Raw genomic sequence first — 19,808 nt, 5'->3', positions numbered from 1 at the left:
CACGTCAGGTCAGTTGTCGCCCAATGCCGCCGCGATCAATGCCGTCGTGGATGGATCAAAGCCAGTGGCGCCATTTTCGCCGATGCTTTTTGCGATCTGCTTGCCCAGCTCAACGCCGAATTGGTCAAACGGGTTTATGCCCAGCAACACCGCATTCACAAAAGTCCGGTGTTCGTAAAACGCAATCAATGCGCCCAACGCAGATGGTGTCACATCGTCCATCAATATCGTGGTTGAGGGGCGGTTGCCCGCATAGTTGCGTGCCAGATCATCTGACTTCTGCCCCGCCATCAACGCCGCGCCTTGGGCAAAGCAGTTCACCAACAGCGTTTCATGATGCGCGGTGTCAAAGTCGTGCCCAGGCGTTTTGCTGGCAATGAATTCGACAGGAATAAGATGCGTTCCCTGATGCAACAATTGGAAGACCGCATGTTGTGCGTCGGTACCAACCCCGCCCCATGTGACGGGCGCGCTGTTGCGGCCGAGCGGCGCGCCTTCGGCTGTCACCGATTTGCCGTTTGATTCCATTTCCAATTGCTGCAGATAATCGGGCAGCAATCGCAGCCGTTCGTCATACGCAAAAACTGCGCGGGTCTGGCAGTCCTTGATCTGGGCATAATATAGGTCGCAGAACGCAGCCAATGTCGGCGCATTTTCCAACAGTGGCGCATGGCGGAAATGCCGGTCCATCGCCGCTGCACCTTCAAGCAGTTCTTCATACACGGCCCAGCCAAGCCCGAGCGCAACGGGAAAGCCAATCGAGCACCAAAGTGAATAGCGCCCGCCAACCGATTCATTGAACGGCAATATCCGGCTTTCATCGACGCCCCATTCAAGTGCTTTGTCGGGGTAGGCCGTAAGCGCCACGAACTGGGCATAAGGATCAGCAACACCGCCGTCGCGCATCCACTCCATCGCGCTGGTTGCGTTCAGCAAGGTTTCCGTCGTCGTGAAGGTCTTGGATGCGACCGCGACGATGGTCTTATGCGGGTCCATGCCTTTCACAGCCTCCGTCAGCGCAGCGCCGTCGATGTTCGATACAACCTTAACATCGTACCGCGCACCATCGCGGCCCAACGCATCGACCAGCAATTTGGGCCCAAGCGCGGATCCGCCAATGCCGATGTGCAAGATATGCTTGATGTCGCCCATAAATCCGGCGTCGATCGCTTCGACAAGGCCGCGCATGCGTTCTTGAAGCGCACGCGCATGGGCGACGGCCTGCACATCCCCATTACCGCGCTCTGCGGCATGCTCGGCGGCACGGCCTTCGGTTACATTAATAGCTGCGCCCGAAAACAATGCCGATTTGGCGTCGCCCAAATGCATGTCTTCGGCAAGTTTGGCGAATTGGGACAGCATGGCGTCGTCAAGATGGGTTTTCGACAGGTCAAAGCGCAATCCCGACTGCTCTATGGTCATTTTGGCAACGCGGTCGGGGTCTGACGCAAACAGCTCAACCAGCGTTTTTTCTTGCTGTTTTTCAAGTCCAGCCCAGCTGTGATCCGTCATCATATACCCTTTATCAATCGCGCGAATGTCGCCTGTGAATCTCGACGCTGGCAAATAGCGCGTCTACGCGATAAAAGGCCAGCCAATCCGTCATAAGACGACATTAATTTGCGAGATTATGTGACTTCACCCACCGACAAGACGGACGATGCGAACGTGACCGCACATCCGCAACCCGCAGCGCCCCCTTCCGAATGGCGCGAATTTGGCGGCTTCCTTTTGAAGTTGGCGTTATTCGTGTTCATTCTGCGCAGTTTTATCGTGTCGCCATTCAATATTCCTTCGGAATCGATGCAGCCACGCTTGCTCATCGGTGATTATCTGTTGGTTGCAAAATGGCCTTACGGCTATTCCAAATATAGCCTGCCCTTCTCCTTGCCCCTCATTCCCGGGCGGATATTCGCCAGCGAGCCAAAGCGCGGCGATGTTGTGGTGTTCAAGGCACCCATGTCCAACGGCACAGATTATATTAAGCGCGTGATTGGTCTTCCCGGTGACGTGATCCAAATGCGTGATGGCATTTTGGAGATTAACGGTGTCGCGGTCAAAAAAGAACGCATTGCCGATCTTGTCATTCCGGTAACGCAAAATATGCGCGACACCGCTGAAATGGACCGCAACCCCTTCCCATGCTGGCGTCCCGATATGGAAGAAGCCAGCCCCGACGGTGGCACGCAATGCCGGTACCCGCGTTTTCGCGAGACGTTGCCCGAGGGCAAGAGCTACGAAATTCTCGACCTCGCCAACGGATTGGAAGGCGACAACACCGAAGCCTTTGTTGTCGGCGAAAAGGACGTGTTCCTGATGGGGGACAACCGCGACCGCAGCGCGGACAGCCGCTGGACACCCATTGATAAGCCCGGAGCCATCGGCATCGTGCCACAAGAAAATCTCGTTGGGCGCGCGCTGGTGTCGGTGTTTTCGACCGATGGGTCGTCACATTGGCTGCTGCCATGGACATGGTTTACCGCTGCGCGTCCTGACCGCATTGGACAAGGGTTTTGACCAACAGCGATAAAGACAACTGGCTGAAGGCATTAATGCCCAAGCCGCCGTCGGATCTGGGGCTATATCACCGCGCGCTGACGCATGGCAGCACCGGACAGGCTGATTATCAACGGCTTGAGTTTCTGGGTGACCGGATATTGGGTCTGGTCATCGCGGATATGCTGTACCACCGATATGCCGAGGAAGCCGAGGGTCGCTTGTCGCACCGGCTGAACGCGTTGGTATCGGGTTTGACATGTGCGGATATCGCCCGTCAACATGGGGTTCCGGATCATTTGCGGCTTGGCAAACAAGCGCGCGACGACGGCGCGCAGCAAAGCGACAATGTGCTTGGTGACGTCATGGAGGCGCTGATTGGTGCGCTCTATTTAGACCACGGCATCGACGCCGCGCGCGCGCTTATCGAACGCCTGTGGGGTCCGTTGATTGAAACCGCCAATGGTGCACCAAAGCATCCCAAATCCGCGCTTCAGGAATGGTGTGCTGCACATGGCCGCAAGGTTCCCGAATATGTAATAACGAAAAAAGAAGGCCCTCCCCACGCTATGACATTTGAAATTACCGTCACTGTAAAAGGTTTTGACCCAGTCACCGCGACAGCGCACAGCAAACAGGCTGCTGAAACGGCCGCCGCGCTCGCATTTTTGGAAGTCTACGCATGACCAAAAAATGCGGTCATGTCGCCATTATTGGCGCACCAAATGCTGGCAAATCAACGCTGGTCAATGCTTTGGTCGGTCAAAAGGTCGCGATTGTCAGCCCAAAGGCGCAAACGACGCGCACGCGGATGCTGGGCGTCGCGCTTGCCGGCGAAACGCAGATCATATTGGTCGACACGCCAGGCATTTTTGCGGCGCAACGCCGCCTTGACCGCGCCATGGTTGCCGCAGCATGGGACGGTGCGGGCGATGCGGACATGATTGCATTGATCGTTGATGGCCGCGCCGGTGCCGGTCCAAAGGTCGAAAAGATATTGGAGGGGCTTAAGGATCGTCCTGAACGCAAATGGTTAGTGCTGAACAAGGTGGATATCGCCGCCAAGGAAAAGCTGCTGTCGCTCACGACGAAATTGACCGAAAAATGCGATTTTGAACAAATTTATTATATCAGCGCAGCGACGGGTGATGGCCTTGATGAATTCAAACAGGCGCTGGCGGATGCCATGCCCGAGGGCGAATGGCATTTTCCTGAAGATCAGGTTTCCGACGCCACAGACCGCCTGATCGCGTCTGAAATCACGCGAGAGCAGCTATATCTGCAACTCCATGAAGAGCTGCCTTATGCCAGCGCCGTCGAGACCGAGAAATATAGCGAACGCGAAGATGGTTCGTTGGAAATCCACCAGCAGATCCTTGTCGCCAGACCGACCCAGCGCGCGATCGTGCTTGGCAAAGGCGGCGCACGGATCAAGGCGATTGGCGAAGCGGCCCGCATGGAGTTGGCCAAATTGATGGGCGTGAAGGTCCACCTATATTTGCATGTGAAGGTGCACGCAAAGTGGGACGAGGATCGCACTTTATACCGCGATATCGGGCTCGAATGGGTCGAGTAACCGCGGGCAAATGAAAACTGAGAGACGTCATCCCCGCCTCTGCAGGGATGACATGTTTCTCTGCGGCTTACTTCGCCGCTTTTGCCTTGGGCTTGGCCGCCGCCTTTTTCTTAGGTGCAGCCTTTTTCTTCGGAGCCGCTTTTTTCTTAGTTTTTGATGGCATGGCCGCGCGTGCGTCGATCAATTGCGCCGCTTCCTCCAAGGTGAGTTCGTCGGGTGCAATCGACTTGGGTAAAGTCGCGTTGGTCGTGCCGTCGGTCACATAAGGCCCAAAGCGGCCTTCCATCAGCTTGAGCTCAGCCTCTGTACGTGGATGCTTTCCAAGCTCCTTCAACGGAGCACGGGCGGCACCGCGCCCACGACCCGGATTGGCAGCCGCTTCGGCTAGCTTTGCAACCGCACTGTTCATGCCCGTTTCGAACACTTCGGTCGTCGACTGCAACCGTGCATATTTCCCATTATGCGCCAGATATGGCCCATACCGCCCAATGCTTGCGGTTATCGGTTCACCGCTTTCGGGGTGGGTTCCGACTGTGCGCGGCAAGGACAACAGCTTTATCGCCCACTCAAGGCCGATATCCTCTGCAGGAATATCTTTCGGGATAGATGCGCGCTTGGCCTCTTTGCCCTCACCCATTTCGAAATAGGGGCCAAAACGGCCAGATTTGCGGCTAACCTCCAATTGCGTTTCTGGATGTTGCCCAAGCACTTCAGGCCCCGTATCTTCGCCATTCTCGCCACCTGGCTGCGCGAATTTCCGCGTATATTTGCAATCGGGATAATTGGAACACGCAACAAACGCGCCAAATTTGCCGCCGCGAAGGGCAAGCCTGCCCTCACCGCATTTCGGGCATAGGCGCGGATCCGTGCCGTCTTCACGCTCAGGAAACAGATAAGGCGACAGGAAGATATCCAGTTCAGCAGTTACTTCCGAAGGCTTCTGCTCCATGACTTCAGCCGTCTTTGGCTTAAAATCGCGCCAGAAGGATTCCAAAAACGCCTGCCAGTTTGCACGGCCGCCGCTGATTTCATCGAGCTGATCTTCCAGCCCTGCGGTATAATCATACGCGACATAACGTTCAAAAAACCGTTCGAGGAATGCTGTGAGCAATCGGCCCGATTCCTCTGCAAAGAAACGATTTTTTTCAACACGGACATATGCCCTGTCTTTCAGAACCTGAATGGTCGACGCATATGTTGATGGACGACCAATACCCAGTTCCTCAAGCCTTTTCACGAGCGTCGCTTCGGAAAAACGGGGTGGTGGTTGTGTAAAGTGCTGCGTTTTTTCGACAGCATGCTTCGCGGGCGCATCGCCGACGGACATCGCCGGCAAAATCGCGCCGTCTTCGCTCTCGCTATCGTCGAGGCCTTCTTCATACACCGCCAAGAAACCGGGGAATTTCATCACCTGCCCCGTGGCGCGCAGCGCGGTCTGTCCGGTACCGTCGACCAGATCAACCGTGGTGCGCTCCATACGTGCAGATGCCATTTGGCTGGCCATCGCGCGTTTGTAGATCAGGTCATACAAACGGCCATGATCGCCCGAACCAGCCTTATCCTTGGAGAAATCGGTTGGCCGAATAGCTTCGTGGGCCTCTTGCGCGTTTTTGGCTTTGGTTTGGTAGACCCGCGGTTTGTCGGGCAGATAGCCGCTATCAAAGCGGTCAGAGATCGTTTTACGCGCGGCCGAAATGGCGCTGTGGTCCATTTGGACGCCGTCCGTACGCATATACGTGATTGCACCATCTTCATACAGCCCCTGCGCAATCCGCATGGTGTGGCTGGCCGAAAAGCCAAGCTTGCGCGCGGCTTCCTGCTGAAGTGTCGATGTTGTAAAGGGCGGTTGTGGGTTCCGCGTAACCGGCTTTGTTTCAACAGAATCGACGGTGAACTTACCGGCCTCGACCGCGGCGCGTGCTTGCTCTGCATCCGCCTCGGTTTTCAAATCCATCTTGTCGAGTTTTTTGCCGAGATATTGGGTCAGGCGGGCATCGAACTTCTGCCCCTTATGCTCCATCGCCGCCTTCACCGACCAATATTCTTGCGCACGAAACGCTTCGATCTCGCGTTCACGCTCAACGATTAAGCGCAGCGCAACCGACTGAACACGGCCTGCGGACTTTGCGCCCGGCAGTTTGCGCCACAATACGGGCGACAGCGTAAAGCCAACGAGATAATCCAGTGCACGGCGCGCCCGATAGGCATCGATCAAGTCGATATCCAACGCCCGCGGATGCTTCATGGCGTCCGTGACAGCCTGTTTCGTAATCGCGTTGAAGGTCACGCGGCCGACATTTGCGGGCAGCGCCTTTTTCTTGGCGAGCACTTCTTGCACATGCCAGCTAATCGCTTCACCTTCACGGTCAGGGTCGGTCGCGAGGATCAATCCGTCGGCCTTTTTGGCCTCGTCTGTTATCGCCTTCAGCTGCTTTGCTTTGTCGGCGTAATTATCCCACAGCATTTCAAAGCCATTTTCAGGATCAACCGAACCATCCTTGGGCGGCAAATCGCGGATATGGCCATAGGACGCCAATACCTTGAAGCCGGGGCCCAAATATTTCTCGATTGTCTTGGCTTTTGCAGGTGATTCAACGATGACTAATTGCATGATAATATGGACTTTTCTAAAATCTCTCGCGTACGCGTATAGGCTGATGGGGTTGGAGGGGTGTCGTCAAGACGAAAATTTCATGCGGCGAAACGTACTTTTCCGCCTGCCCCACGCTCCAGTTTTCCGGCCAGTTCCATTTCGAGCAGAACCATCTGCACAATGGCTTGACTGCTGCCCGATTGGCGCACCAATTCATCCACCGAAACATAGGTCATGCCCATCAGGTCGATGACGGCTTGCCGCTCATCATTGGTGTCATCACCGATAGTTGCCGGTTCAGATGCAACATAGCGCGCCGGCGCCGCGCGCATGCGGTGATCCAACGGCCGGACAAGTTCGGCGATCTCTTCGGCATTCTGCACAAGCGTTGCGCCTTCGCGGATCAGCTGGTTACAGCCCCGTGATCTTGGATCAAGCGGCGACCCCGGAATGGCCATGACTTCACGCCCCGCCTCCGCCGCAAGCCGCGCGGTGATGAGCGATCCGGATTTTGGTGCAGCCTCAACCACAACCGTGCCCGCCGATATCCCTGCAATAATCCGGTTGCGATATGGAAAATGCCGCGCACGGGGTTCTGTCCCGGGCGGTTGTTCCGCGATGAGCAAGCCGCGTTCGGCAATCGCGTCCTGAAGCGCCTTGTTCTCCGGCGGATAAACAACATCAAGTCCGCCTGCGATCACTGCAATCGTTCCGCTTTCAATCGAACCAGCATGCGCGGCGGTATCAATCCCGCGCGCCAGTCCCGAGACCACCGGGAATTCCATTTGGCCAAGATCATAGGCCAGCTGCCGTGCAAACTGACACGCACCAGCTGACGCATTGCGCGCACCAACGATGGAAATGGCGATGCGGTTGAGCAGCCCCAAATCACCCTTCACACACAGGACGGGTGGCGCATTGTCCAAATGCGACAGCAAAGATGGATATTCGGGATTGCCAATGAAAATATGACGCCCGCCAAATTTCGCAACGAATTGCAACTCGCGGGCGATGCTCGCCTCATCGGCAAGAAGCGACGGACCGCCCCCGCCGCGACGAACGAGGTCGGGTAAAGCCTCCAGCGCAGCCTTTGCACTGCCAAAGCGCCCCATGAGCTGGCGATAACTGACAGGACCAATATTGGGTGATCTAATGAGCCGAAGCTGATCAAATTTTGCTTGGCTGCCCCCCATTGCCGTGGTCAGCTTTTGCTTTTGCCGATACGCGGTTCGGTGCCGTCCAACAGGTTTTCGATATTGGTCCGATGTTTCCAAAACACGATCAACGTGCATGCGACCAACAGGGCCACCAAATCATATCGACCGAAATAAGCCGCGGCTATGGGTGCGCATAATGCCGCCAGCAGTCCAGCGAGTGAAGAGATCCTGAAAATCACAAGCGCACCAATCCACGCGATGGCATAGACAACGCCGCCTTGCCAAAACAGGCCGAACATGATGCCGGCATAGGTCGCGACCCCCTTACCGCCTTTGAAGCCCAGCCATATGGGATACAAATGGCCAAAGAACGCGCCTGCAGCCGCAAATACTGCGCCGCCGGGCAGATAATGCGTGGCGATAAAGACTGCGAAGAAACCCTTTAGCAGGTCCAGCAACAAAGTGAGTGCGGCAAGCCCTTTGCGTCCGGTCCGCAACACATTGGTCGCGCCGATATTGCCTGATCCGATGTTCCGGATATCGCCGCCGCCCGATGCCTTGGTCAGCAACAACCCGAACGGGATGGAACCGAGCAGATAGCCGAGCAGAAGACCCGCAATCATGTTGATCCAAATATCATCCATTGGTCGAATCCTCTAAATATCTGTATGACGTAACTGTTTTGTTCCGCCTGCTCAAGGCCACCGACTTGTCAGCCAGCGTGGCGGCGTTTAACGATTAGTGATGCCTCATTCGCCCGACGACGCGCCCATATTGTTTTTCGACTCCGGTATCGGCGGCCTATCGGTACTGCGGGCTGTCAAAGCTGCGCTCCCCAATGCACCCATCGTCTTTGCGGCGGATTATGCCGGATTGCCCTATGGCAGCAAGACCGAGGCAGAAATTTCGGCGCGGGTTCCCGCCTTGCTTGGCCGTCTTGTCGAACGGTACCAGCCGCGCCTTGTAACAATCGCCTGCAACACCGCGTGCACCATCGCCCTCGCCCATGTGCGCGCCGCGCTTGATGTCCCCGTGGTTGGTACCGTTCCAGCCATAAAGCCCGCTGCGGAAGCGAGTAAGACGAGTGTCATTGGTCTTCTTGGCACGGCCGCGACCGTGCGTCAGAGCTATGTTGACCGGCTGCACGCCGACCATGCTGCACATATGACATTGCTGCGCCACGCGGCCCCTGAGTTGGTGGCAGCAGCCGAGGCAAAAATGCGCGGAGAGGCCGTCGACCCTTCGGTCTATATTCGGGCCATGGGTGGCCTAACCGAACAAGAGGGCGGCGATCTTTTGGATGTCACGGTGCTCGGGTGCACGCATTTTCCTTTGGTTGAGGATGAGCTTCGCGCGGTCGCGCCGCACATGCAGTTCGTCGACGGCGCAGCGGGTATAGCGCGGCGCATTAGCCACCTGACGCGTGACCAGCGTTGGCCGGATGCACAGACCGACGGAATATTCGTTACAACGGGGCCGCTGGATGCGCTCGAAAGCCTGCGCCCCGCCCTATCGCGCTTTGGTTTGTCGCAAATCAAATCACTCTAAGCGAAAATATCGCATAGAACGGTCCATTATGCCGCTTGTTGCAAGTCGTTCGCGCTGGATTTTTCCATTTCCGGGGACTAATGGGCGTCGATGCGCCGCAGCAGCGGCTTAAACCCGGGGTTAGTATCCGTGAACTACGATGCTGTTTTCGAAAAAGCGATTGACCGTCTTCATGCCGAGGGCCGCTATCGCGTGTTTATTGATATTTTGCGGAACAAGGGGAATTATCCCAACGCGCGCTGCTTCGCCGGACATAACGGCCCCAAGGACATCACCGTGTGGTGTTCAAATGACTATCTCTGCATGGGGCAGCACCCCAAGGTTATCACCGCAATGGAAGATGCGTTGCATGACGTAGGCGCTGGCTCTGGCGGGACGCGCAACATTGGCGGCAACACACATTATCATGTCGAACTGGAGCATGAACTTGCCGATTTGCACGGCAAGGATGGCGCATTGCTGTTCACGTCGGGTTATGTTTCCAACGATGCTACACTGTCGACATTGGCTAAGGTTTTGCCCGGATGCATCATCTATTCCGATGAATTGAACCACGCATCCATGATTGCCGGTATACGCAATGCGGGCTGTGAAAAGCGCGTTTGGCGGCATAATGATCTGGCGCATTTGGAAGAACTGCTTGCAGCAGATGATCCGGAGGCGCCGAAGCTGATTGCTTTTGAAAGCGTGTACTCGATGGATGGCGATGTTGCGCCGATCGGTGCCGTTTGCGATTTGGCCGACAAATATAACGCGCTCACTTATTGCGATGAAGTGCATGCAGTTGGCATGTATGGCGCACGTGGCGGCGGCATTAGCGAACGGGACGAAGTCGCCGACCGCGTGACGATTATTGAAGGTACGCTGGGCAAGGCATTTGGCGTGATGGGCGGGTATATTGCCGCTGATCAGAAGATCATTGACGTCATTCGGTCCTACGCACCCGGATTTATTTTTACGACATCGCTCTCGCCTGTGCTTGTGGCAGGCGTATTGGCATCGGTTCGTCACCTTAAGGCATCAAGCGAAGAGCGCACCGCGCAGCACGCCAATGCTGCCATGCTAAAGACGTTGTTTGCGGAAGCGGGATTGCCTGTGATGGTCAGCAATACGCATATTGTGCCATTGATGGTCGGCGATCCGGTGAAGGCCAAGAAGATCAGCGACATATTGCTCGCTGAATATGGCGTATATGTTCAACCGATCAACTATCCCACTGTACCGCGCGGAACAGAGCGCCTGCGTTTCACGCCGGGGCCTCAGCATACCGAGGCGATGATGCGCGATTTAACGCGCGCATTGGTCGAAATTTGGGGCCGGATGGATATCCGCGCTGCTCAGGCTGCTTGAGCCAAAAGCTGCATAAAGGTTTCCCGGTCCACATTCCCGCCGGATAATGTAACCGCGGTTACCGTCTTTAATTCTATCTTTCCCGCGAGGACGGCCGCGAGCGCGACTGCGCCGCCCGGTTCAACCACGAGGTGGAGTTTCTCAAACACCAATCGCATCGCAGCAGCCACTTCTGCGGTGGTAACCGACACGCCCTGCGATACGCGGTTGCGAAGGACGTCAAAGTTTATTGGGTAGGTCTGCGGTGTTTGCAAAGCATCGCAATAGGTTGGATGCAAAAGGTCTTTAACGGGCAAAATCTCGCCTGCTTCAAGCGAACGGATGATATCATCCCAACCCTCGGGTTCAACGATGGCGATGTCCGCGTCAGGACAGGCGAGCGCAAGGCCCGCGGCAAGTCCGCCGCCACCGCAGCAGGAAACAATCAAATCTGGCCCTGATATGCCAAGGCTTTGTAGCTGCTCGGCAATCTCAATACCGGCGGTGCCCTGCCCTTCGATAACCCACGGATCACCAAAGGCATGCACGAGCGTCGCGTTGCTTTGTGCAATCAACCCGGCGGCCACTGCCTCACGCGATTCCGTTGCGCGGTCATATAATACCACTTGCGCGCCAAGCGCCTTTGTCGCCTCCAGCTTCATGCGCGGGGCATTGGAAGGCATGACGATGGTCGCATTTATGCCAAGCTTCTTCGCCGCCCAGGCGACGCCCTGCGCATGGTTGCCACTCGATACGCCAACGACGCCGCGCGCACGCTCGTCTTCGTTCAAATCGGAGAGCCGATGCCACGCGCCGCGAATCTTGAACGCGCCGATGGGCTGCAGCATTTCGGCCTTGCACCAAATCGTTACGCCATCGACCTCAAGCGGCAGCAAGGGCGTTTTTGGCAGAATAGCGGCTATCTTGACCATCGCCCGCTGCACCCCTTCGTGCGTTGGCGTCTTGGTGGCTACAGCCAATTCTTGTTCTGTCATAAAAGGCCCCTATATGCGTGCGCTTAACGAGTCTCTGATAAGAGGAAATGGCATATGAGCAAGGTATTGGTAATTGGCGCTGGTGGCGTTGGATCGGTTGCGGTCCACAAAATGGCCATGAACCAGGATATTTTTAGCCATATCAGCCTCGCAAGCCGCACAAAGTCGAAATGCGATGCGATTGCCGCTTCGGTAAAGGAACGTACGGGCGTCGTTATCGACACTTATGGCCTTGATGCAGATGACGTTGCCGCGACAACCGCCTTGCTGAACCAGATTAAGCCAAGCCTCGTCGTCAACCTCGCGCTGCCTTACCAAGACCTCAACATAATGGACGCGTGCCTTGCTGCGGGCGTGCATTACATGGACACGGCGAACTATGAACCGCTGGATGTCGCCAAGTTCGAATATCACTGGCAGTGGGCATATCAGGATCGTTTCAAGGATGCCGGCCTCGCCGCTCTATTGGGTTCAGGCTTTGACCCCGGCGTGACATCGGTATTCACGACCTATTTGAAAAAGCATCATTTCGACCGCATCGACACGCTCGATATCCTTGATTGCAATGGCGGCGACCATGGTCAGGCCTTTGCCACCAACTTCAATCCGGAAATCAACATCCGTGAAGTCACCGCCGTCGCCCGCCATTGGGAAAATGGTGACTGGGTCGAAACCCCCGCAATGTCGGTGAAGCAGAGCTTTGACTTTGAAGCGGTTGGTCCAAAGAACATGTATCTTATGTACCATGAGGAAATCGAAAGCCTCAAAACCCATCTGCCCGAAATCAAGCGCATCCGTTTCTGGATGACCTTTGGCGATGCGTACATCACCCACCTGAACGTCCTTCAGGCGGTTGGCATGACCCGGATTGATCCTGTTATGTATGAAGGCAAGGAAATCATTCCGCTTCAGTTCCTGAAGGCCGTTCTACCTGAACCTGCCTCGCTTGGCCCAACGACCAAGGGCAAGACCAACATTGGCTGTATCGCAACTGGCCTTGGCAAAGACGGCAAAGAAAAAACGCTCTACATCTACAATATCTGCGACCATGAAGATGCCTATGCCGAAACGGGCAATCAGGCGGTCAGCTATACCACTGGCGTTCCCGCGATGATCGGTGCTGCCATGCTGCTCACGGGCAAATGGTCGGGTGCTGGTGTTTGGAACATGGAGCAGTTCGATCCCGATCCCTTCATGGACATGCTCAACGCGCATGGTCTGCCTTGGCAGGTGAAGGAACTGGACGGACCTTTGACGTTCTAATGGAAACCAAAGCTGGTGATCCTGGCGCATTTGCGCATTTCGACCTGCATCGCGTTCCATCGCCGGCATTTGTCGTCGATGAAGCGGCGCTGCGGCGGAACCTTGCTATTCTCGCGGATGTAAAAGCACGGTCCGGTGCGAAAATCCTGTGCGCGATGAAGGCGTTTTCCATGTGGAAAGTTGCGCCCGTCATTGGTGAATATCTCGATGGCGTGTGCAGTTCAGGCCTGTGGGAATCGCGCCTTGCCCGCGATTATTATAAAGGCGAGATCGCAACCTATTGCGCTGGCTATAAAGAAGCCGACATGGCCGAAATCGTCGAGATTTCTGATCATGTCATTTTCAACAGCCCCAGCCAGCATACACGTTTTGCGGCATTCCTGAATGACAGCGTCGATGTTGGGCTTCGGCTCAACCCCGAACATGCCGAGGGCGAAGTTGCGAAATATGACCCCTGCTCGCCTGGTTCACGCCTTGGTTTCCCTGTAAGCCAGCTCAAACCAGAACATTTGGAGGGCGTGTCCGGTCTGCATTTCCACACCTTGTGTGAGCAGGATTTTGAACCGCTCAAGCGCACATGGGAGGCGCTGAAGCCCCAGATCGCGCCCTATTTTGGCCAATTGCGTTGGTTGAACTTTGGTGGCGGACATCACATCACCCGCGCGGATTATCAACGCGACGACCTTGTTGCGTTTATTCAGCAGGTCCGCGCTGAAACCGGCCTCGACGTCTATCTTGAACCCGGTGAAGCGATTGCGCTTGATACCGGCATATTGATTGGCGAACTGCTCGATGTGTTTGAAAATGGTTTGCCCGTCGGTATCACCGACATCAGCGCGACGTGCCACATGCCTGACGTCATTGAGGCACCTTATCGCCCTGCGATGCTTGGCGAGCTTCAGGACGGCCCTGCGGTGCGTCTGGGGGGCCCCAGCTGCCTTGCTGGCGATATCATCGGTGATTACCGCCTTCCGGTCGCTGCAGAGGCCGGCGCGCGCTTCGCGTTTCTTGATCAGGCGCATTATTCGATGGTGAAGACGAACACCTTCAACGGCGTTCCGCTTCCGTCCATCTGGCTTTGGAACAGCGAAACAGACGCGTTGGAATGTGTTCGCGCATTCGACTGGACCGAGTTTAGGGACCGGCTCAGCTAAAAACGCAACGAATCACTTTACATAGCCCCCTGCTTTTCATAAGGGACGCCTCCGCTGCCCCAGGGGGACTTCCAATAACCGCAAGGCAGCCTTGTTGTTTCACGTTATTTTTTTTGGGGGTCCCTTGAGTTGCACGAGTATCTTGACGCTCTAGCTGTAGTCCGCGCCCAGCGCCCTGACGAACCTATCACGCTCCTTCGCCCGCATGCCGCTTCGCGCGCCGCCCGGTTCTTCGTTGAGAAGTTTCAGGGTAAGTCGTTGTACGCGGTAAAGGCCAATCCGTCGCCTGCATTGCTTGAAACTTTGTGGGACGCGGGCATCACCCATTATGACGTCGCTTCGCTTGGTGAAGTGCGGTTGGTGAGCAAGTTCCTGCCGGATGCGAAGCTGTGCTTCATGCATCCTGTGAAAAGCGAACGCGCGATTGCGCAAGCTTACCATAACCATGGCGTTCGCACATTCAGCCTCGACAGCCATGAGGAATTGGAAAAGATCGTGCGTGCCACCGATGGCGCTACGGATCTCGAGCTATGCGTGCGTATCCGCGTGTCATCAGAGCATGCGAAACTCAGCCTTGCTTCAAAATTTGGCGCAGATCCATCCGAAGTAGCGGATCTGTTGGTTGCGACCCGTCAGGTCGCCGACAGCTTGGGCATTTGCTTCCACGTTGGAAGTCAGGCCATGACGCCGGCTGCTTATGCCGAGGCGATGGAGCATGTGCGTGCTGCTATCGTTGAAGCGTCTGTCACGGTTGATATTGTCGATGTCGGCGGCGGTTTCCCATCGGTCTATCCAGGCATGGAGCCACCCGCGCTTGAGGGCTATTTTGAAGTCATCCACAATTGCTTCGAAGATCTTCCAATCAGCTATTCCGCCGAACTATGGTGTGAGCCGGGCCGTGCATTGTGCGCCGAGTACGCGTCCTTGCTGGTGAAGGTCGAAAAACGCCGTGGCCAAGAACTGTTCATCAACGACGGTGCCTATGGTTCATTGTTTGATGCAGCACATATCGGCTGGCGCTTCCCTGTGGCGCTTCAACGGTCGGATACGTCAATTGGTACCCAGATGGCAGAATTCAGCTTCTACGGCCCTACCTGCGACGATATGGACCATATGGCGGGGCCATTCATCCTTCCCGATGACGTGCAAGCCGGTGATTATATCGAAGTCGGCATGCTGGGCGCATATGGCTGCGCGATGCGGACCGAATTCAACGGCTTTGGCGAGACCGACACGGTTCCGGTCGAAGATGAACCCATGGCAAGCCTTTATGCCGAGTTGCCCGCCAATGACGCAAGCAATGTTGTGAAGATCGGCAAGCGGTCCGCGCAATAAGTTGCAATTGACAATCAATGTTACGTGAAGCACCCTTCCAATTATAACAATTGGGAGGGTTTTCATTATGGATACGTCGATTTTAGCACCAGCAGCGGCTTTGGTCGTCTGGTCAATCATCATGCTTTTCTGGATGGCTGGAACGCGCCTTCCTGCAATGTCGAAGATCGGCATGGACCTTAGCAAGGCCGCACCGGGCGGACGTGGTCAGGATATTGACCCGCATGTATCACCATCGGTTGCCTGGAAATCGCACAATTACGCGCATTTGATGGAGCAACCGACCATCTTTTATGCAACGATCATGATTCTTGCGATTTCCGGCGGGGCAACATCGCTGTCGGTGTCGCTGGCATGGGGCTATACCGTGTTGCGCGTGATCCACAGCATTTGGCAGGCAACGGTCAATACCGTGGCAATACGTTTCGTATTTTTCCTGCTGTCGAGCCTGTGCCTGACGATATTGGCAGTTCAAGCGCTGCTGGCGACGATCTGAAGATGTTATGAATTTGTTTTAAGGGGAGAGTGGATATGAATAGTGCAATATTAGGACCAGTTGTCGCGCTTGCGGCATGGACGATGATTATCTGGATATGGATGTATGCCACGCGCATACCCGCCATGAACCGCGCAGGGATTGACGGAAGCAAGATTGTCGGTTCCTCCGCCGGTGCCTTGCGCGATGCGCTAGCTGCCAAAGGCGAAGAAAAAGCCTCGTGGGTTGCAGACAATTACAATCACTTACATGAAGCACCTACGGTGTTTTATGCGGTATGTTTGACACTTGCCATGGTTGGCCAGGGCGACAATCTGAACGCAACGATTGCTTGGGTATATGTCGGCCTTCGTGTCGCACATAGCTTGGTACAAATTTTGTCGAACCGCGTTCTCATTCGGTTTGGACTGTTTGCACTATCATCATTGGCACTCATGATGCTCGTCGCGCATGCCGTAATGGCGGTGCTTTTACACTAACGGCTGAAATGCCCAACCAGCTCGATATGGGTTGACCAGCGGAATTGCCCAACAGGCCAAATCCGCTGCAACCTGTATCCAGCGGCCACCAATGTTTTTGCATCCCGCGCAAAGCTCGCGGGATTACAGCTGACATAAGCAATCGACGGAACCGTGGAAGCGGCAAGGTTCGCCACCTGCTCCTTTGCTCCTGCGCGCGGCGGATCAAGCACGACGGTCTGGAACCGGTTCAGTTCATCTGGCGATAACGGCCGGCGGAAAAGGTCACGGTGCTCCGCAAATATAGTGCGGCCCGAACGGCCTGCAGCAGCCTTGAGCGCCAGACTGGCCTGAAGATCAGCCTCGCCTGCGTAAATCTTTCGTCCAGCGCCCATCGACAGCGCAAATGTCCCAGAACCTGCAAACAAATCCGCCACGATGGTATCTTCGCCGATAATGTCATTTACGGCCTGCACCAGTGCCGCCTCGCCATCCACGGTCGCCTGCAGGAAACCATAAGGCTGGTACCCCACAGCAACACCGCCAAGGGTGACGGTAACAGGCTCTGGCTCATAAAATGGAACGGGTCCGTAGCCTTCATCCAGCGACAGGCGGGCAAGGCCATAGGTTTTCGCAAATTCCGACAAGGTCTCATGCGTATCGAGATCGTTGGCGATCCAGTTTTCAATCAATACGTCAACGCCTTGATCGACCATCGCCAATTTGATCTGAACCTGACGCGCGCGGTTAAGCCGTGGCTCCAGCAGGCTGCGCAATGGCTTAAGCAATGCGAATAGCTCCGGCACCACGACATCACATTGTCGCAAGTCTATGATACGGTGACTTTTTTCGGTGCTGAAGCCCAGTTGAAACTGCTTTCCGGCCCATGCCGAACGGACCGCAATGCGTCGGCGCGTGGCGGGTGGAGACAAATGGACGGGCATGACTTCTCCGATCTCGACCTGCTGCGTCGCCAGCGCATGCGTGACGCGCTCTGCAGCAAACAAGCGCAGGCTGTCTTCGTCGAGATGCTGCAATTGGCATCCGCCGCATAATGGGAAGTGCTGGCACGGCGGCGTTGCATGATGCGGTCCGTGGATCAAACCGCCTGCGGGATCGACGATGTCGCCCGGGGCTGCGTGCGCCACATAGCGTCCATTGGCCGTTACGCCGTCGCCGCGCGCTGCGACCCTGATAATCTCTTCTGCTATGCTCATAGCGCCCCATGCCCGTGAAGGCGCGCGCAATCAACCGGCGTCTTTGCTTGCGCCCTTTTCTCCGGCATTGCCCTGCCCTTTTATCTGCGCAGGAAGCCGATATTTGTCGTCACCGGACGATAGCTCAATCCTATTGGCACCGAGCACGCGGATACGCGTTTCATCAAAACCGTCGGCAGGGGCGAGCCCGCGACCGTCGGTTAAAATAGTAAACCGCCGGAAACCGCCATCGGCATGCCGGATGACCAACATTTTGCTATCCGGCCCCGTAATTTGCTCCGTCGTGCATGTCCGTTCGAACGTATCAGAGCCAGCCAAGGCGCACACAATCTTGCCATCACGCGCGGCTTGGTCGCCTGCGTCTTTCTCTGCCTGCGCGATCGGGACCGAACCATCTCTGCCGCAGCCAGCCAGGCTGGCGAGCAGCAAAGTTACTGCCGCATATTTAGATATCGGCGTAGACATGCGTTTCGGCGCTGCCACCGGGATGTGTGACTGCGCCTTTATAGGCAGGCCCGACATTTTGAGCATAGCGCCATATTGCGCCTGACCCATAATCGGTGGCGCGTGGCGTCCAATGTTTCCGCCGTTCTTCAAGAACTTCGGCAGATACATTGAGGTCGATAACACCGGTTTCGGCATCGATCATGATCTCGTCGCCATCTTCAATCAAAGCGATGGGCCCGCCTTCGGCCGCTTCGGGGCCGACATGGCCAATGCAGAAACCGCGTGTGGCGCCAGAAAAGCGTCCATCGGTGATGAGCGCAACCTTCTCGCCCATCCCCTGCCCGTATAGAGCCGCCGTCGTCGAGAGCATTTCGCGCATGCCGGGGCCGCCCTTTGGTCCTTCATAACGGATGACAATGACCGAGCCTTCGCGGATTTGTCGTGCTTCAACCGCGGCAAAGCAATCTTCTTCGCAGTCAAAAACCTGTGCAGGACCTGTAAACGTCAGGCGGTCCATACCCGCGACCTTCACGATTGCGCCATCTGGTGCCAAAGTACCGCGAAGGCCGACAACACCACCCGTCGGCGTTATTGGCGCGGTTGCTGGATAAATCACCTTTTGGTTAGGGTTCCATGTGATTTCATCGATATTCTCACCCAGCGTCTTGCCGGTGACGGTCATGCAGTCGCCATATAGAAGCCCCTCGGCCAGCAACGACTTCATCAGCATGTACACACCGCCCGCATCGTACATGTCGCGCGCCACAAATTGACCACCCGGCTGCAAATCCGCCATATAAGGCGTTGTTTTGAACGCCTCGGCAACGTCGAACAGATCAAATGAAATACCCGCCTCATGCGCCATCGCTGGCAAATGCAGCGCACCATTGGTTGACCCACCGGTAGCCGCAACAATTCTTGCCGCATTTACAAAGGCTTCACGCGTACAGATATCACGTGGTCGAATGTTTTTCGCGAGCAACTCCATCACTTGGACGCCTGCGGCATGCGCAATTTGGTCACGTGTGGAATAAGGCGCCGGTGCCATGTTGCTGTTCGGAAGCGATAGGCCAATCGCCTCGCCCACGCACGCCATGGTGTTTGCGGTATATTGACCGCCACAGGCACCGTGCCCTGGGCATGCAACGCGCTCAAGCTCTTCAAGCTCCGACAACGGGCATGCGCCCGCCGCATATTTGCCAACGACTTCAAAGACGTCCTTAACGGTCACGTCCTTTTCATGATAGCGACCGGGGAGAATTGAGCCGCCATAGACAAAGATGGATGGCACGTTCAGCCGCAGCATTGCCATCATGATCCCCGGCAGCGACTTGTCGCAACCCGCAAAGCCAACCAGCGCATCGTAGCAGTGCCCACGCACCGACAACTCGACCGAATCCGCAATAACCTCGCGGCTCACCAGCGAGGACTTCATACCCTGATGCCCCATGGCGATGCCGTCGGTCACTGTGATGGTGTTGAACCGGCGTGGCATGCCGCCGCCCTGCTCTACGCCCTTACGCGCGATGTCCGCTTGCGCGTCCAATGTTGTATTGCATGGCGCACTGTCGTTGCCTGCCGACACAACGCCGACAAATGGGCGTGCAATTTCTTCAGCGGTCAAACCCATCGCATAATAATAGCTGCGATGTGGGGCGCGTTCCGGGCCAACGGAAACGTGGCGGCTGGGCAATTTGGATTTGTCGAATTGGTTTGGCATGATGGTCTCCATTATCGCCGCGGC

The 19,808-nt window shown here is 56.0% G+C and carries 18 protein-coding genes; 10 read left to right on the top strand and 8 right to left on the bottom strand.

The genetic code is table 11. The features are described 5' to 3' along the window. Positions 1-9 precede the first annotated feature (9 nt). The gene (gene pgi, locus GGR91_RS05240; RefSeq protein WP_183941571.1) at positions 10-1,512 is read right to left on the bottom strand and encodes a glucose-6-phosphate isomerase; all 1,503 of its coding nucleotides are present in this window, start codon (positions 1,510-1,512) and stop codon (positions 10-12) included. A gap of 156 nt (positions 1,513-1,668) precedes the next feature. Here pgi and lepB point away from each other — a divergent pair, with 156 nt between their 5' ends. From lepB to era, 3 genes are read left to right on the top strand one after another with little or no spacing between them, the layout of a single operon-like run. Beyond that, positions 1,669-2,517 (top strand): signal peptidase I, encoded by an 849-nt coding sequence (gene lepB, locus GGR91_RS05235; protein WP_183941570.1) that lies wholly within the window; start codon positions 1,669-1,671, stop codon positions 2,515-2,517. Then, the gene (gene rnc, locus GGR91_RS05230) at positions 2,514-3,182 is read left to right on the top strand and encodes a ribonuclease III (RefSeq protein WP_407698390.1); all 669 of its coding nucleotides are present in this window, start codon (positions 2,514-2,516) and stop codon (positions 3,180-3,182) included. The genes lepB and rnc overlap by 4 nt, the downstream gene beginning before the upstream one ends. Then, positions 3,179-4,072 (top strand): GTPase Era, encoded by an 894-nt coding sequence (gene era / locus GGR91_RS05225; RefSeq protein WP_183940722.1) that lies wholly within the window; start codon positions 3,179-3,181, stop codon positions 4,070-4,072. Before rnc ends, era begins: the two co-directional genes overlap by 4 nt. Before the next feature lie 67 nt (positions 4,073-4,139). Here era and topA read toward each other — a convergent pair whose 3' ends face one another. The 3 genes from topA to plsY form a co-directional block, all read right to left on the bottom strand. After that, positions 4,140-6,683, bottom strand: coding sequence for a type I DNA topoisomerase (topA, locus tag GGR91_RS05220; protein WP_183940720.1), 2,544 nt, complete (start codon positions 6,681-6,683; stop codon positions 4,140-4,142). Between the two features lie 80 nt (positions 6,684-6,763). Continuing rightward, complete coding sequence (gene dprA / locus GGR91_RS05215) at positions 6,764-7,858, bottom strand: DNA-processing protein DprA (protein ID WP_183940718.1); 1,095 nt, start codon at positions 7,856-7,858, stop codon at positions 6,764-6,766. Positions 7,859-7,866: 8 nt separating this feature from the next. Next, entirely contained in the window at positions 7,867-8,466 is a 600-nt protein-coding gene (plsY, locus tag GGR91_RS05210) for a glycerol-3-phosphate 1-O-acyltransferase PlsY (protein WP_183940715.1), read from the bottom strand. Positions 8,467-8,566: 100 nt separating this feature from the next. Here plsY and murI point away from each other — a divergent pair, with 100 nt between their 5' ends. Beyond that, a complete protein-coding gene (murI, locus tag GGR91_RS05205) occupies positions 8,567-9,370 on the top strand; it encodes a glutamate racemase (RefSeq protein ID WP_183940713.1) in 804 nt (267 codons plus the stop codon). 129 nt (positions 9,371-9,499) lie between these two features. Then, positions 9,500-10,720 carry a 5-aminolevulinate synthase gene (hemA, locus tag GGR91_RS05200; protein ID WP_322788772.1) on the top strand — a complete coding sequence of 407 codons (1,221 nt, stop codon included), beginning with the start codon at positions 9,500-9,502 and terminating at the stop codon, positions 10,718-10,720. Here hemA and GGR91_RS05195 read toward each other — a convergent pair. Then, positions 10,708-11,694 (bottom strand): threonine ammonia-lyase, encoded by a 987-nt coding sequence (locus GGR91_RS05195; RefSeq protein ID WP_183940709.1) that lies wholly within the window; start codon positions 11,692-11,694, stop codon positions 10,708-10,710. The genes hemA and GGR91_RS05195 overlap by 13 nt on opposite strands. A 54-nt stretch (positions 11,695-11,748) precedes the next feature. Between GGR91_RS05195 and GGR91_RS05190 the strand changes: the two genes are divergently transcribed. The 5 genes from GGR91_RS05190 to GGR91_RS05170 all read left to right on the top strand — a co-directional run bounded on the left by GGR91_RS05190 (position 11,749) and on the right by GGR91_RS05170 (position 16,421). Next, positions 11,749-12,957, top strand: coding sequence for a saccharopine dehydrogenase family protein (locus GGR91_RS05190; protein ID WP_183940707.1), 1,209 nt, complete (start codon positions 11,749-11,751; stop codon positions 12,955-12,957). Then, positions 12,957-14,111 carry a carboxynorspermidine decarboxylase gene (locus GGR91_RS05185; protein WP_183940705.1) on the top strand — a complete coding sequence of 385 codons (1,155 nt, stop codon included), beginning with the start codon at positions 12,957-12,959 and terminating at the stop codon, positions 14,109-14,111. The genes GGR91_RS05190 and GGR91_RS05185 overlap by 1 nt, the downstream gene beginning before the upstream one ends. Positions 14,112-14,240: 129 nt before the next feature. Further along, positions 14,241-15,446: a type III PLP-dependent enzyme gene (locus tag GGR91_RS05180; protein ID WP_183940703.1), complete on the top strand. Its 1,206-nt coding sequence runs from the start codon at positions 14,241-14,243 to the stop codon at positions 15,444-15,446. 67 nt (positions 15,447-15,513) lie between these two features. Next, positions 15,514-15,942 (top strand): MAPEG family protein, encoded by a 429-nt coding sequence (locus tag GGR91_RS05175; RefSeq protein WP_183940701.1) that lies wholly within the window; start codon positions 15,514-15,516, stop codon positions 15,940-15,942. 35 nt (positions 15,943-15,977) lie between these two features. After that, a complete protein-coding gene (locus GGR91_RS05170; RefSeq protein ID WP_183940699.1) occupies positions 15,978-16,421 on the top strand; it encodes an MAPEG family protein in 444 nt (147 codons plus the stop codon). Here the strand turns inward: GGR91_RS05170 and GGR91_RS05165 are convergent. From GGR91_RS05165 to ilvD, 3 genes are read right to left on the bottom strand one after another with little or no spacing between them, the layout of a single operon-like run. Further along, positions 16,418-17,617 carry a class I SAM-dependent RNA methyltransferase gene (locus GGR91_RS05165; RefSeq protein WP_183940696.1) on the bottom strand — a complete coding sequence of 400 codons (1,200 nt, stop codon included), beginning with the start codon at positions 17,615-17,617 and terminating at the stop codon, positions 16,418-16,420. The genes GGR91_RS05170 and GGR91_RS05165 overlap by 4 nt on opposite strands. Before the next feature lie 30 nt (positions 17,618-17,647). Further along, positions 17,648-18,082 carry a hypothetical protein gene (locus tag GGR91_RS05160; RefSeq protein WP_183940694.1) on the bottom strand — a complete coding sequence of 145 codons (435 nt, stop codon included), beginning with the start codon at positions 18,080-18,082 and terminating at the stop codon, positions 17,648-17,650. After that, positions 18,063-19,784 (bottom strand): dihydroxy-acid dehydratase, encoded by a 1,722-nt coding sequence (ilvD, locus tag GGR91_RS05155; protein ID WP_183940692.1) that lies wholly within the window; start codon positions 19,782-19,784, stop codon positions 18,063-18,065. The genes GGR91_RS05160 and ilvD overlap by 20 nt, the downstream gene beginning before the upstream one ends. Positions 19,785-19,808 lie beyond the last annotated feature (24 nt).

Source organism: Sphingorhabdus rigui, assembly GCF_014196595.1.
GTDB lineage: Bacteria > Pseudomonadota > Alphaproteobacteria > Sphingomonadales > Sphingomonadaceae > Sphingorhabdus_B > Sphingorhabdus_B rigui.
The sequence above is the reverse complement of the archived record's forward strand: the minus strand, read 5'-3'. Positions and strand labels throughout refer to the sequence as shown.